The sequence below is a fragment of the Rahnella sp. PCH160 genome (assembly GCF_047784855.1).
Taxonomy (GTDB): Bacteria; Pseudomonadota; Gammaproteobacteria; order Enterobacterales; family Enterobacteriaceae; genus Rahnella.
This window is the reverse complement of the sequence record NZ_JBLOGT010000001.1, coordinates 3,656,964-3,671,872: the sequence shown is the minus strand read 5'-3', so window position 1 is coordinate 3,671,872 and position 14,909 is coordinate 3,656,964. Positions and strand designations below refer to the sequence as shown.

At 56.0% G+C, this 14,909-nt stretch carries 11 protein-coding genes and 1 pseudogene; 10 read left to right on the top strand and 2 right to left on the bottom strand.

The annotated features are described in order from the left end of the window. The first annotated feature begins 344 nt into the window (after nt 1–344). The 10 genes and pseudogenes from ACM5QY_RS16835 (at nt 345) to ACM5QY_RS16790 (ending at nt 12,089) form a co-directional block, all read left to right on the top strand. Nucleotides 345–1,424: a porin gene (locus ACM5QY_RS16835; protein WP_416121876.1), complete on the top strand. Its 1,080-nt coding sequence runs from the start codon at nt 345–347 to the stop codon at nt 1,422–1,424. A gap of 286 nt (nt 1,425–1,710) precedes the next feature. Beyond that, on the top strand, nt 1,711–2,721 hold the full coding sequence (gene dgcN / locus ACM5QY_RS16830) for an N-acetyltransferase DgcN (protein WP_416121875.1): 1,011 nt from the start codon (nt 1,711–1,713) through the stop codon (nt 2,719–2,721). Then, complete coding sequence (gene dgcA / locus ACM5QY_RS16825; protein ID WP_416121874.1) at nt 2,721–3,686, top strand: N-acetyl-D-Glu racemase DgcA; 966 nt, start codon at nt 2,721–2,723, stop codon at nt 3,684–3,686. Before dgcN ends, dgcA begins: the two co-directional genes overlap by 1 nt. Nucleotides 3,687–3,723: 37 nt before the next feature. Beyond that, nucleotides 3,724–5,591, top strand: a pseudogene (locus ACM5QY_RS16820) (ABC transporter ATP-binding protein). Between the two features lie 37 nt (nt 5,592–5,628). Then, nucleotides 5,629–7,173 carry a glutathione ABC transporter substrate-binding protein gene (locus ACM5QY_RS16815; protein ID WP_416121873.1) on the top strand — a complete coding sequence of 515 codons (1,545 nt, stop codon included), beginning with the start codon at nt 5,629–5,631 and terminating at the stop codon, nt 7,171–7,173. 241 nt (nt 7,174–7,414) lie between these two features. Then, nucleotides 7,415–8,335, top strand: a complete 921-nt coding sequence (locus ACM5QY_RS16810; RefSeq protein WP_416121872.1) for an ABC transporter permease subunit — start codon at nt 7,415–7,417, stop codon at nt 8,333–8,335. 9 nt (nt 8,336–8,344) lie between these two features. Continuing rightward, the gene (locus tag ACM5QY_RS16805) at nt 8,345–9,256 is read left to right on the top strand and encodes an ABC transporter permease subunit (protein ID WP_416121871.1); all 912 of its coding nucleotides are present in this window, start codon (nt 8,345–8,347) and stop codon (nt 9,254–9,256) included. Nucleotides 9,257–9,292: 36 nt separating this feature from the next. Next, complete coding sequence (locus tag ACM5QY_RS16800) at nt 9,293–10,357, top strand: P1 family peptidase (protein ID WP_416121870.1); 1,065 nt, start codon at nt 9,293–9,295, stop codon at nt 10,355–10,357. A 13-nt stretch (nt 10,358–10,370) separates the two neighbouring features. Continuing rightward, entirely contained in the window at nt 10,371–11,192 is an 822-nt protein-coding gene (locus ACM5QY_RS16795; protein WP_416121869.1) for a M55 family metallopeptidase, read from the top strand. Beyond that, the gene (locus ACM5QY_RS16790; RefSeq protein ID WP_416121868.1) at nt 11,193–12,089 is read left to right on the top strand and encodes a LysR family transcriptional regulator; all 897 of its coding nucleotides are present in this window, start codon (nt 11,193–11,195) and stop codon (nt 12,087–12,089) included. It abuts the gene before it with no gap. Nucleotides 12,090–12,896: 807 nt separating this feature from the next. Here the strand turns inward: ACM5QY_RS16790 and ACM5QY_RS16785 are convergent. Together ACM5QY_RS16785 and ACM5QY_RS16780 are read right to left on the bottom strand one after the other, a co-directional pair. After that, a complete protein-coding gene (locus ACM5QY_RS16785) occupies nt 12,897–13,985 on the bottom strand; it encodes an iron-containing alcohol dehydrogenase family protein (protein ID WP_416121867.1) in 1,089 nt (362 codons plus the stop codon). A 74-nt stretch (nt 13,986–14,059) separates the two neighbouring features. Further along, nucleotides 14,060–14,908, bottom strand: coding sequence for a MurR/RpiR family transcriptional regulator (locus ACM5QY_RS16780; RefSeq protein ID WP_416121866.1), 849 nt, complete (start codon nt 14,906–14,908; stop codon nt 14,060–14,062). Between the last annotated feature and the right edge of the window lies 1 nt (nt 14,909).

Here is a 14,909-nt window from a genome sequence, read left to right as displayed (position 1 = left end):
TTGAGAAAGGTGATCTCGCTAGCAACTACTTTACAAAAGTAAACTCATTTTGCACCAAAATAACGCACAGCACCAAAATGGTGCAAAACGTTATGCGAAAACCGCATATAATCAGGGGGTTAGAGACTTATGATTGAAACATATTTTTACAACTCTTTACTCAAAAAAGACTTATCGAGGCGAACTTTTCCATTTTAACTTTTCGTGCTCAGTGTTAAGGTTCAAATCGCTTTACAGACAGACGCATTTAAAAACATATACAAATACTCACAGCCCGATATTCCCGATATTTAAAAGAAAGCGGGCATGAGAAATCCTTTATAAAAATCAAGGAAACTTAAATAATGATGAAGCGCAGTGTATTGGCCTTAGCGGTCTCTTTAATTGCAGTGGGTTCTACCGCAAATGCAGCCGAAATTTATAACAAAGATGGTAATAAACTGGACCTTTACGGTCGCGTAACCGCTAAGCATTATTTTTCTGATGACACCGGTTCAGACGGCGACAAAACTTATGCGCGTCTGGGCTTTAAGGGTGAAACTCAAATTAACGACACATTGACCGGTTATGGTCAGTGGGAATACAACATTCAGGCTAACCACGCTGAATCTCAGGGCGATTTGGGCAACAAAACCCGTCTGGGCTTTGCAGGTCTGAAAATCAAAGACTTCGGTTCAATCGACTACGGCCGTAACTACGGTGTGGTTTACGACGCACTGGGCTTCACCGATATGCTGCCTGAGTTCGGTGGTGATACCGCTAACTCCGACAACTTCATGGTTGGCCGTTCAAATGCCCTGGCAACTTACCGTAACCAGGACTTCTTCGGTCTGGTCACCGGTCTGAACGTTGCTTTGCAATACCAGGCTAAGAACGAAAATGACGGTCGTACTGCGACTAAAGCGAATGGCGACGGTTACGGTGCGTCAATCGATTATGAAGATATCGCAGGTTCCGGTATCGGTGCAGTGATCGCGGGTTCTTCTTCTGACCGCACCAATGCACAAACCACCGGGACTTACGGCAAAGGCGACAAAGCTTCTGCATGGGCAACCGGCCTGAAATATGACGCACACCAGATTTACCTGGCAGCCATGTACAACGAAACCCGCAACGAAGCGCCAATCACTGTTGGCAGCACCAGCGGTTTCGCGAACAAAACTCAGGGTTATGAGTTGGTTGCACAGTACCAGTTCGAAAACGGTCTGCGTCCTTCAGTCGGTTATGTTCAGTCTAAAGCGAAAGACGTTGAAGGCGTGGGCGATGAGGATCTGGTCAAATACGTGGAAATCGGTGCGACTTACTACTTCAACAAAAACATGTACACCTATGTTGACTACGAGATCAACCTGATCGATGACAACAACAAACTGGGCGTGAGCTCTGATGACGTTGTAGCCGTTGCACTGACTTACCGCTTCTAAGTTAGTGAACAAAATTATTACCCCATTCTGTGTCTGAAAAAGGTAATCGCAAAGGCAGAGTTCATTGGTTCTGCCTTTTTTTATTGCTGCTTTCTCATGAATTCTCCCGCCTTACGTCGTTTCTCTCCATTTCAAATAATCCCCACTAATTCAACAGACTAAACCCTATAGCCTGAGGTTATACCCCAGCGCCAAACAAGTATTCGCCGGGGGATGTCTCCCGTGGAATAGTGACCTCCGGTCTGACATAAAACACATTCTAAAATTCATTTCCGGAGAAACTGACATGCAGCAAATACCGAAGCCGTACCTGCTATTCCTGGGTGATGTCATGGATCCGCTGGCGGCGAAAACCGCGCGCGGGATACACGTCTGGCGGCCTGAAGCCTGCGTCGGGCAAATCCGTCTGGCCACCGATTCTGTGTCTCTGGGGTTGCCGGATCTGGATATCGACACAGCGATTGCGCAGGGTGCAAAAACCATGGTGCTGGGTACGGCGAATTCGGGCGGCAAATTACCCCGTCACTGGCTTGATTCGATCAAAACGGCGATCCGCGCAGGGCTGAACGTGGCGAACGGTTTGCATCAGGGATTGAACGATATTCCTGAACTTGTGGAACTGGCGGCTGAACACAATGTACAACTTTTTGATGTGCGCCATATGCAGCCGGAGCTGGACACCGGCACCGGAATCAAACGCAGCGGTAAACGTATTCTGACGGTCGGTACCGACTGTTCCGTCGGCAAAATGTACACCTCGCTGGCGCTGGAATCCGCGATGCGTGAACTGGATTTAAATGCAGATTTTCGCGCCACCGGCCAGACGGGTGTGCTGGTGGCCGGTGCGGGTATTGCGATTGATGCCGTGATTGCTGACTTTATTTCCGGCGCGGTAGAAGCGCTGTCACCGGCCAACGACGATGACCACTGGGACATCATCGAAGGGCAGGGTTCGCTGTACCATCCGTCATTTGCAGGCGTCAGCATGGGCCTGATCCACGGCGCGCAGGCGCATTTACTGGTGATGTGTCATGAACTTGGCCGTCCGCATATGCGCCATCTGCAGCATCAGTTTATGCCGACGCTGCGTCAGTGCCTCGACACCAATCTGGCCGCTGCCAGCCTCACCAGCCCGGACGTCAGAATCGCCGGTTTCTCGCTGAACACTTCCGCCGTGAGTGAAGAAGAAGCCAAAATCGCGCTGGCCGAAATCAGTGAAGAATTCGGCGTTCCGGCAACCGATCCGGTGCGTTTCGGCATCAAAAATATCGCGCAATGGATCAGGGACAACGGCTGATGATTCAGATGACTTTCTTGTCAGCCGAGCTGCCGCTGGCCAAGCCCTTTGTGATCTCACGCGGAACACGCACCGCTGTCACGGTGGTGCGTGTAACCCTGACGGACGGTGAATTTACCGCCACCGGCGAATGTACGCCCACCGCGCATTATCAGGAATCGCCGCAAAGTGTTTGCGAACAGCTTGAATGGATCCGGCCACAGGTCGAAGAGGGGCTGAGTCGTGAAGCGTTGCAGAACGTGTTGCCGGCTGGCTCTGCGCGCAATGCCCTGGACTGTGCAATGTGGCGTTTGGATGCGGCAAAACAGGGCAAAACCTTGTGGCAACTGCTTGATATGCCGAAACCTGTTTCGGTGATTACGGCGGAAACCCTGAGCCTGGATTCTCTGGAAAACATGGCAAAAGCGGCCGGAATTGCCGTGGCCGGTGGCGCGCAGTTGCTGAAAATCAAACTCGATCGCGAGCAGATTATTGAGAAAGTCGCCGCTATCCGCGCGGCGGCACCGCTGGCGACGCTGGTCGTGGATGCCAACGAAGCCTGGCAGGGTTTAGATCTCGGCAGCCTGTTTCAGGCGCTGCACGAATTTAACGTGGCGATGATTGAACAACCCCTTCCGGCAGGCCATGACAACGATCTGGTGCGGTGTTTGCATCCCATTCCTGTCTGCGCCGACGAAAGCTGTCACGCACGTTCGGATATCGCCGGTCTGCGCGACCGCTACGAGATGATTAACATCAAGCTCGATAAATGCGGCGGACTGACTGAAGCGCTGGCGATGACCGAAGAGGCCCGCCGGCTGGGGCTGCGGATCATGGTGGGTTGTATGCTCGGTTCGTCGATTGCGATGGAAGCCGCGCTGCCGGTGGCGGTTCAGGCCGAACGTGTCGATCTGGATGGCCCGATCTGGCTGGCGCAGGACGCTGAACCGGCGTTGCGTTACGAAAATGGCGAAGTCTGGCTTTGATTTTTTAACTGCTATCTATAAAGGAGACGTTTTTTTGATGAATGAACAGCCATCGCCAATCTTGCAGATTAACGATTTGTCGGTCACGTTTTCCGGCCGTCAGGGCAAAACTCAGGCGCTGAAGGGCGTTTCCTTTTCTATTAATAAAGGTGAAGTGGTGGCGGTGGTCGGCGAAAGCGGCTCCGGTAAATCTGTCACGTCGCTGAGCGTCATGGGCCTGCTGCCGGATTCCGCACACATCGACGGCGGTACGATCAATTTTTTCGGACGCGACGGCACGCGTCACGTTCTCAATTCCCTTCCGGCAGAATCGCGGCGCAAACTGCGTGGCCGCGAAATGTCGATGATTTTCCAGGAACCGATGACGTCGCTTAACCCGGTGCTGCGGGTGGGCGATCAGCTCACCGAAGGGTTGCGCGATCACGGGATGGCGACCAAAACCACCGCGCTCAATATTGCCCGCGACCTGCTCAGACAGGTACGTATCCCCGACGTTGAACGCATTCTCAGATGTTATCCCACGAACTTTCCGGCGGTATGCGTCAGCGCGTAATGATTGCGCAGGCGCTGGCTTGTGACCCGGCATTACTGATTGCCGACGAGCCAACTACCGCGCTGGATGTCACCGTGCAGGCGCGCATTCTGCAGATCCTGCGCGACCTGCAAAAGGGCACGGAGATGTCCGTGCTCTTTATTACGCACGATATGGGCGTGGTTGCCGAAATAGCCGACCGCGTGGTGGTGATGTATCAGGGCAACGTGGTGGAACAGGGCAGCGTGACCGAAATTTTTGCCCACGCGCAACATCCGTATACCCGCGCACTGCTGGCCGCCGTGCCGAAACTGGGCGACATGCAGGGGCTGAAATGGCCGCGCCGTTTTCCGCTGCTCAGCGCGGCTAAAAATGGCGAAAATAAGCAATCGATTGCAGGTGATGAACCTCACATTTCAGCCGCAGACGGCGATCAGAAGACCGCGAATTACGACGCGCAGCCGCTGCTCGACGTGCGCGGGCTGCGGGTCTGCTACCCGATCCGTTCCGGCGTGCTGTCACGGGTGACCAAAGAAGTGCACGCCGTTGAGCAAATTGATTTTTCAATATGGCCTGGCGAAACGCTGGCACTGGTCGGGGAGAGTGGTTGCGGGAAATCCACCACCGGGCGGGCGATTTTGCGTCTGGTTGGCAGTGAATCTGAAAGCATTCATCTGGAAGGTAAAGAAATTACGCTGATGCGCGACACGCCATTTCAGGCGGTGCGCCGTCAGATCCAGATGGTGTTTCAGGATCCGTATGCGTCGCTGAACCCGCGTCTGACCGTCGGGTTTTCTATCGCCGAACCTTTATTACTGCACGGCCTGAAAAAGTCGCTGGCAGATGCCACGCCGGTGGTGAATCAGTTGCTGAAAAGCGTCGGGCTGGATCCCTCTTTTGCGCGCCGCTATCCCCATGAATTCTCCGGCGGCCAGCGTCAGCGCATCGCGATTGCGCGCGCCATGGCGTTACAGCCGCAGGTGATTATTGCCGACGAAGCGGTATCCGCGCTGGATGTCTCGATTCAGGCGCAGGTGGTCAATCTGATGATGGACTTACAGCGCGATACCGGTGTGGCGTGGCTGTTTATCTCGCACGATATGGCGGTGGTGGAACGGATCGCTAACCGTGTGGCGGTGATGTACAGCGGGCAGATTGTGGAAATTGGCCCGCGCGATGCCGTGTTTAGCAATCCTCAACATACTTATACCCGGCGTCTGCTCAGTTCGGTGCCGGTGGCGGATCCAACGCAGCGGGCATTACGAAATTTTGATGATGTGGAAGTCAAATCGCCGGTGCATCCGGCAGGTGTACAGATAGAAAAACTCAAATATTCCCGGGTCAGCGAACACCACTGGGTCGCTCAGGGATAAATCATATTTCTTTTTTTGGGACACACAGGAGAAGACCATGCACTCGACGTTTCTACGTAAAAGCCTGCTGGCAGCAGGGCTGGCGCTATGTTTTGCCGCTTCAGCACAGGCGAAAGATCTGCGCATTTCTATGTATGCCGACGTGACCGGTTTTGATCCGCACGACACCACGGACACCCTGAGCTATTCCATTCAGAGCGGCATTTTTGAACGCCTGTTCCAGTTCGACAGCAAAATGGCCGTGGTGCCGGTGCTGGCAACGGATTACACCAGCAACAGCGACGCCACTGAATTCACCCTCAACCTGCGGCACGACGTGACCTTCCAGGACGGCACGCCGTTTAATGCGGATGCAGTAAAAGCTAACCTCGACCGTCTCGCAAATCCGGCTAATCATCTGAAACGTAACTCACTGTTCAGCATGATCAAATCGGTAGACGTGGTCAGCCCGTATCAGGTCAAAATCACGCTCAACAAACCGTTTGGCGCGATGATCAACACGCTGGCGCACCCGTCAGCGGTGATGCACAGCCCGGCATCACTGAAACAGTATCCGAATGAACAGGATCTGAGCGTGCATCCGGTCGGAACCGGTCCGTTTAAATTCGTCGAATGGCAGCAGGGCAAAGACGTCAAACTGGTGAAATTCGACAACTACTGGCAGAAAGGCTGGCCGAAAGTCGATTCTGTCACCCTGTATCCAACGCCGGAAGATTCCACGCAGGTGGCAAAACTCAAATCCGGCGGCGTGGATGCGGTGTATCCGTTGCCGTCTGATCTGGTGGAAACGGTGAAAAGCGATCCGAAACTCGATATTGCTCAGAACCCCAGCATTTACCTGTATTACATCGCCTTCAACACGCAGAAAAAAGAGTTCTCCGACGTGCGCGTTCGTCAGGCGATCAACTATGCCATTGACCGCAATTTATGGCTGAAAGTCGGCTTCGCCGGTTTAGGTTCGCCGTCCACGTCACCATTGCCGAAAAACGTGCAGTTCTACCAGAAGCAAACCACGACGGATTACAGCTACAACATCGCCAAAGCGAAAGAGCTGATGAAAGAAGCCGGTTACGAGAAGGGCTTCGACGTGGAAATGTGGAGTTCCAACAAAACCGATCGTATCCGCAGCGCGCAGTTCCTGAAGCAGCAACTCTCGCTGATTGGCGTGCGGGTGAAACTGGTGCCAATGGACGCCGGAACCCTGACTCAGCGCCTGTGGAGCACGCCGAAACCGGCGGATGCCAAAGTCGAAATGTACTATGGCGCATGGTCAGCTTCCACGGGTGATGCAGACTGGGCGCTGCGTCCGCTGTTCGCTACCGAATCCTGGATCCCGTCGGCGTACAACGTGTCGTATTACAGCAACAAACAGGTTGATGCGGCGATCACCGCCGGGCTGCAAACCGCCGACGTTGAAAAACGTAAAGCGGCGTATGCCGATGTGCAGAAAGTCCTGTGGGCGGATGCGCCAATGGCCTATCTGGGCGTCCCGGACAATCTGGTCGGTAAGAGTAAAGCGTTGTCCGGCGTCTACATGCTGGCCGACGGCTCCCTGATTTTCAATCAGGCACAGTTTAAGTAATTGATTGCCAGAACGTGTATGCGGTTTACTCCCTCCCCTGCGAAGGGGAGGGTTGGGGTGGGGTATTAAGGTTAAAAACCCTTGTTAAAGTGTGCTTTGGCAAGGGGCATGTCTGCTAAACCCCCTCCCAACCTCCCCCTTCGCAGGGGGAGGAGCAAAGGCCAGACCTTCGGTCAGCTCTCTCTTCTGCGCCGGGGATGAGTAAACCGTCATCAATATGCAGGCTCAGGGAAACACATTTATGCTGACCTATTTAATCCGCCGGCTACTGGAGATGATCCCGGTTTTACTGGTGGTGTCCTTACTGGTATTTGGATTTATCAAGCTGCTGCCGGGTGACCCTGCGCGTATTTACGCCGGTCAGGATGCGCCGATTGAGGCGGTTGAGTCAGCGCGGCAACTGCTTGGCCTGAATGATCCGCTCCCGGCGCAGTACTGGCACTGGCTCGACGGCATGGTGCATGGCGATTTGGGGACGACGTACCGCACGCGTCAGCCGGTCTTAAGCGTAATTGAAAGCGGCTTTATGCCCACCATGCTGCTGGCGCTGGCCGGTTTTGCCTGGTCGGTGGTGTTAGGGCTGGTAATTGGCGTGGTTTCTGCGCTTAAACGCGGAAAATGGCAGGACTGGACATTAATGAGTATGGCGGTCGGCGGGATCTCTATGCCGCCGTTCTGGCTTGGGTTGCTGCTGATCCAGTTTGTCGCGATGCCGTTTGGGCTATTTGCCGTCAGCGGATTTAATCAGCCGACCGACATCATCTTACCGGCGATTACGCTCGGTTCCTCGGTGGCGGCGGTGATGGCGCGTTTCACCCGCTCGGCATTTCTCGACGTGGCGCAGGAAGATTATGTGCGTACCGCCAACGCCAAAGGATTGCGCGCGCGGCTGGTGACCTGGAAACACATCATGCGCAATGCGCTGATCCCGATAATTACCATGCTGGGGTTGCAGTTTGGTTTCCTGCTGGGCGGTTCGATCATCGTCGAAAGCGTCTTTAGCTGGCCGGGGCTGGGCTGGTTACTCATCGAATCCATCAAAACGCAGGATCAGCCGGTGATTCAGGCGCTGGTCATGCTGTTTGTGTTTGAATTTATTCTGATTAATCTGCTGGTTGACGTGCTTTACGCCGTGGTCAATCCCGCTATTCGTCTGCGTTAGGAGCTGCATATGACCGATCGTGTCTCAGGGCCCGGAGAAAACCAACCGGTAGTGGTTGCCCCGCACAGTGATGATATCCGCTCGCCGTGGTATGACTTTTTCGAGACGTTTATCCGTCATCCGATGGCGCTGGTGTCCGGCGGATTTATTTTGCTGCTGATTCTGGTCGCAATCTTTGCGCCGTGGCTGGCACCTTTCGATCCGATGACGCCGGACTGGATGGCGCTGGGCGTCGGCCCGACGCCGGAACACTGGTTTGGCACCGATGATCTGGGCCGCGACGTGCTCAGCCGCATTATTTATGGCGCGCGGATTTCGCTCTACGTGGGCATTTTTTCGGTCACGCTGGGCATGATTGCCGGTGTTTTGCTCGGATTACTGGCGGGCTATTATGGCCGCTGGGCCGACATGCTGATCATGCGCGGATCCGACGTTCTGTTCGCGTTTCCCGGCATGTTGCTGGCGATTGCCGTCGTCGCCATTCTCGGCCCCGGCCTGAATAACGTGATTATCGCGGTAGCGGTATTCAGCGTGCCGGTTTTTGCCCGCATCGTCCGTGCGGCGACGTTATCCATTAAACAAAGTGCCTACGTGGAAGCGGTGCGCTGCGTCGGTGCGCCTGACCGGGTGGTGATTTTACGCCACATTCTGCCGGGCACGCTCTCGAACGTGATTGTGTATTTTACGATGCGTATCGGCACCAGCATTCTGACCGCCGCCAGCCTGAGTTTTATCGGCCTTGGCCCGGAACCTGACGTGCCGGAGTGGGGCAATATTCTGGCGATGAGCCGTAACATGATGATGGCGGGAAAATGGAACGTCAGCGTTTTCCCCGGACTGGCGATATTCCTCACGGTTCTGGCGTTTAATTTGCTCGGCGACGCGCTGCGTGACACGCTCGATCCTAAACTGAAGAAGTAATTTCTGACTGAACGCATGAGATGAAACGGAATACGGATGCACCCGCAAAATAATCAAGACGAATTCACGCAACAGGCGCTGGCGGCCTTACTGCAACGCTGGCGCAAAACGCGTCAGATTTTTCGCCCGCGTTTTCCCTGCGGGCTTACGAATGCCATCACCGACGTCGCGGGCGTGACCGTCGGCCACAGCACGCTGGCCGCGGGGGATATCCAGACCGGCGTCACCGCGATTGTGCCGCCGGGTGATAACCTTTATCAATACCCGTTACCCTGCGGGGCGGCGGTGCTGAATGGTTTTGCCAAACCGATGGGGCTGATCCAGATAATGGAACTGGGCGAACTGCAAACGCCCATTCTGCTCAGCAATACTTTCGCCACCGGCACGTTATTTAATGCGCTCGTGAAGCGCAGTTGCCAGCAGTTTCCGCAAATCGGACGGCCGGACGCGACGATTAATCCGGTGATCCTCGAATGTAATGACTTCTATCTTAACGACATTCAGGCGATGCCGGTCAGTGAAGACGACGCGCTGATCGCACTCGACGGCGCAACAAAAACATTCGCCCGTGGCAGCGTGGGCGCCGGGCGGGGCATGAGCAGTTTCGGCCTGAAAGGCGGAATTGGCACCGCGTCGCGATGGTGTGAAGAACTCAACGCGACGCTCGGTGTGCTGGTGCTGGCGAATTTCGGCAAGCTGTCCGAACTGACGCTCGACGGCGTGCGCGCCGGTGAGGCCATCGCACAAATTCAGCCTCAGTTAGCGCCGCAGGTGGACGCCGGTTCCATCATTATTATTATGGCCTGCGACCGTTATCTCGACAGCCGCCAGCTCGGACGGATCGCCAAACGTGCCGGTGCCGGGTTAGGGCGTCTGGGCAGCTACTGGGGCCACGGTTCCGGTGATATCGCGCTGGCCTTTTCCACTCAGCGTGACGGTGTCACGTTGGCGGAGGCGAAATTAGAACCGCTGCTGGCGCTCGCAGCAGATGCCACAGAACACGCTATTATTGATGCCTTACTGAGTGCAGAAACCGTCTGCGGATTCGACGGACATTACCGGCTGGGGCTGGCTGAAATTCTGGACAACTTCGCGAATTAAAAGGGAACCCATTATGAAAATCTTTATCTCTGCTGACATCGAAGGTATTGCGGGCGTGATGCGTCCCGAGCAATGCAGCCCCGGCAACGCGGATTACGACGCCGCGCGGGCGCTGATGGAAGGCGAAGTGAATGCGGCCATCGACGGTGCATTTGCCGGTGGCGCGATGGAAGTTACGGTTGCTGACAGCCATGCGATGATGCAGAACCTGCGTGCGGACAAAATCGATCCACGCGCCCGCCTGGTGCAGGGCAAACCGCGTGGATTATCGATGGTCGAAGGCCTGCAACAGCAACAATACGACGGCCTGATGTTTGTTGGTTATCACACCGCCGCCGGGGAAAACGGCGTGCTGGCGCATACCATTAATGGCCGCGCCTTCTACCGCGTCAAACTCAACGGCAACGTGGTCGGTGAAAGTGATTTGTACGCCGCAGCCGGTGCCGAAATGAACGTCCCGCTGTGGCTGGTGACCGGCGACGATCATCTCGAAACCTGGATCCGCCGTCACTATCCGGAATCCCAGTACGTCTGCGTAAAACGCGCGATTTCCGCCAACGCCGCCGAATCTGACAGCCCGTCGATTGCCTGTGCCAAAATCCGCAAACAGGCGACGATTGCCGTCAGCAAACCCGCGCCGCTCACCGCCGGGAGATTCAGCGCCCCGTATCATCTTGAGCTGATGGCGGCCAAACCGGTTCTGGCCGACTTGTTCTGCCTGATCCCTGGCGTTGAGCGTATCGACGCCGTCACCGTGGGCTATCACAGCCCGAACGTCGCCAATATAATCAGCCTGTTAAGTGCGTTTTCCTACCTTGCGACGACGCAGAAATAAATGCGCTTACGCCACATTGAAGTCTTTCAGGCGGTCTTACAGGCGGGCAGCGTCAGCGGCGCGGCACGTCTGCTCAACGTTTCGCAGCCCAACGTCAGCCGCGTACTGAATCACGCCGAACAGCAACTGGGTTTTACACTGTTTGACCGCACGCCGCAGGGGCTGATCGTCACCCCCGAAGGCCGCCGCCTGATGCCGGAAGTCGAGGCGTTGTTCAGCCATATTCAGGCGATTGGCGAACTGGCGGAACAACTGCGTCAGGGCGAAGGCCAGCATGTGCGCATCGGTTCGGCGCATGCGCTGGGGCACAGCGTCATGGCTCCGGTGCTGGTGGATTTTCGCCGCCAGACGCCCGGCGGCAGCGTTGAACTGGTGACCGGACATTTCAATACGCTGAGCCAGGATTTGCTGCAATACAAAATGGATTTCGCGCTGGCGTTCGGCGAGCAGGCCACGCAGGAACTGGTTGCTGAGTCGGTGTATCAGGCCAACATGGTGGCGTTATTGCCGAAAGATTCCACTGTCGAAGGTCCGGTGTCGCTGGCGTGGTTATGTGACAACGATTTGCTGATGCTCCAGCAACAGGATCCGCTTGGGCAGGTGCTCAACCGCGTCCTGCGTGAAAACAGCCTGATGCCGCATTCCGCGTTGTTTATCAAAACCTATTCGGTGATTGCCGACATGGTGCTGGCAGGCGGTGGTGTCGGCGTCGTCGATACGTTTACCGCGAGACGGTATGTCGATCAGCTGAAAATTTTGCCTGTCGTGGAGGCACTGCCGTTTGAGGTGATTCTGCTGAGCAGGAGAGATCAGCCTGCTTCGCAGGCGGCGTTGAAGCTTAAGCAGCTGATTCGCCGGAAATTGTGGGAGATTGGGGAGGCAAAAGGGGGCTTTTGAATCCCTGAATTCAAAATCAAGACCTTGGGTTCGCCGCCCAAACTGGCCTTAGGTCAAGTTCAAAACCTTGGGTTGCCACCCAAACTGGCCTTAAGAGGCGCCTATCGCCGCGCCTCTTAAGAATCTCCGGCTCTTTCACTGCGCGCTACCGCTGGCTGGCCATGTTTCAGGTGCCACCGCTATTGCCGCAAAATCCCGCCGCTGCGCGGTTCCCTTCATTCGGGTTACAAACCGCGCGAACAGATACGCGGTTTTCCACCTCTCATTACGGCGTGATTTTTGAAAGCGGCCAGAAGCTATGTCATTGAAAAAATTGATGCTGGCTGGTTTTGATTTGCTCCTTCCCCTCTCACGAGGGGAAGGCCGGGATGGGGTGTTGGTTTTAGCGACTCAGCGGCCTGCTAAACCCCCTCCCGGCCTTCCCTTCGCAGGGGAGGAGCAAAACAACCGATTGTTATATTTGAAAAAGCCTCCAGCCGCTTTCAGAAAGCTTGCTGAATGAGTGTTTCGAGACCTAAGGCTCGAAGACCGAAATGAAGGTACCGCGCAGCGGCAAGTTTTCGCGGCAATAATTGTGGTCGCTGAAACATAGCCCGCCAGCGGTAGCGCGTGTTGTAAAAAGACGCGGAGATTCCAAAGAGGGCTCGTCATAGCCCTCTTTGGTCGGTTTCGGCGCAAGCCGCTGAGCGATCACTGCAATTGAAAAACCGAAACTTTCTCGGTTCAGCCCTCACGGCGAGTGAGAAACCGAAATTTTCTCGATCCCGTCAAAACCAAAGGCCCGTTTGGGTGGCAACCCAAAATTTATCAGCCCGTTTGGGCGGCGAGCCCTTCGACTCTCTCAATCGCCCCCCTCACATCCGCGAAGCAAATATCCCCCGGCATATTCGCCATATCCGGCGTACTCAGACTCCGGTCGATAATCACCGCCAGATCCTGCTCCGTCAGGCCCTCAGCGATGTGTGAAAGCTGCGTCGGGATCGCACTGGCACGCGCCAGAGCTAACGCTATGTGCAACTCTTCATCGCTGCGGCCTTCGAGCGCCAGCAGGCACAGATTCCCGTATCCGACCAGCAGACCGTGGGCGACATGGCGGGTTTTGGCACAGGCGGTGAAACCTTCATATAACGCATGGGACGCGCCGGTGTGCGCGCCGTTGCTCATAATGGACGTCAGTCCGGCGTAGAGGAAAATCGCATCGAGAACCTGTTCGAGCGCGTTGTTGGCTTTGCCGTCCTGCACTGCGAAACAGGCGTCGGCGGCGAAGTGTTCGATGAGCGTATAGCAAAGTTCACTGTTGGTTCGCGCGACACCGGCAAGGCCGGTGAGCTGGGTCAGATCACTGATGGCGCGGTATTCGTACCATTTTGCCAGCGTGTCGCCAATACCGGCTGAAAGCCATGCCAGCGGAGACGCAGCGAGCAAATCAGCGTCGATAACGGCTGCCGCCGGGCCGCAGGGGAGCGGAAACATATCGCGGAACTCGCCGTCTTCCTGATAACGAAACGCCAGCGATGTCACGGCGGAGCAGGTGCCCGCGATGCTCGGCAACGTCACTACCGGAATATTGCAGGCGACGCCCGCCGCTTTTGCGGTATCCAGCGCTTTTCCGCCGCCGGTGGCGATAATCACTTCAACGCCTTGTGTGCGGAAAACGTCCGCCAGCCGGTTGATTTCCTGCTGGCAGCATTCTCCCTTGAAAACTTCACTGCCGAGATAACTGACCATCTGCTGTTCGAGCTGGTCGGCGACTTTGGCTTCCACGCTGGCGATTGCGCGTTTGCCGCCGACTAACAGAGCCCGCTGGCCGAGACGTCCGCACATTGCGCCTAAATGTTTAATCGCTCCGCGTCCGCGAAGCACGCTGGCAGGAAAAACCAAACGATGGGTGAACATGGCTGCCCTCAGATAAACGCATAAAACGGAGTGTTTTATGAAGTATAGAAGGCGCGTTGTGAAGTGCCGGAATATCAGCGGCGGCGCTGGCGCACGGCGTCATGGGTTTTGCGTAAGGCTTCCCGCGCGCCGGGTAAACGCTGTGCGACGCCGATATATAAGCAGTCAATAATCAGCAACTGGCTGGTGCGGCTCGCCATCGCGGCGGCGCGAAAACCCAGTTCGCGGCTGCTGGTGAGCAGCACAACGTCGGCTTTGCGCGTCAGCGGTGACCGGCCATTGGCGGTGATGGTGAGCGTCTTCGCACCGGCGTTTTTCGCGTGCAGAAGGGCGTCCAGAACGCCCGCCGTTTCGCCGGAATGGGAAATTGCCAGCGCGACATCTGCCGCCGTTAACTGACAGGCGCTGACCAGGCTTTCGTCGGTGCTGCCGAACGTCTGGGCGATAAGGCCGATGCGGCGTAGTTTCTGGCAAAAATCCTGCGCCACCAGCGAAGATGCGCCCGCGCCGTAAACGTCAATCCGCCGCGCCTGTGCCAGCGCCGCAACCGCCTGTTCCAGCGAGTCGCCTTTCAGCAACTGCGCGGTGGCGGTCGCGCCTTCCACCTCAAACGCCAGCAGTTTATGCAGGATTTGCTTCGGGGAATCCGCTTCATTAATGTCCGCCGCCAGCGGCGATTCGACAGGCGGCAGCGCATGGGGCAATTCTGCCGCCAGCGCCAGCCGCAGCGCGGGATACCCCTCAAACCCTAACCGCTTGCTGGTTCGTACTACCGTGGCGGTGCTGGTTTCGGCGAGCTTTGCCAGCGCCGTTACGCTCAATTTCGCAATATCCGGCGGGCTCAGCATGATGAGGGTAATGATGCGCTTTTCAGCCGGTGAAAAGCTGCCCTGCAAAGCCTGTAAACGTGATTGCAGATTCATC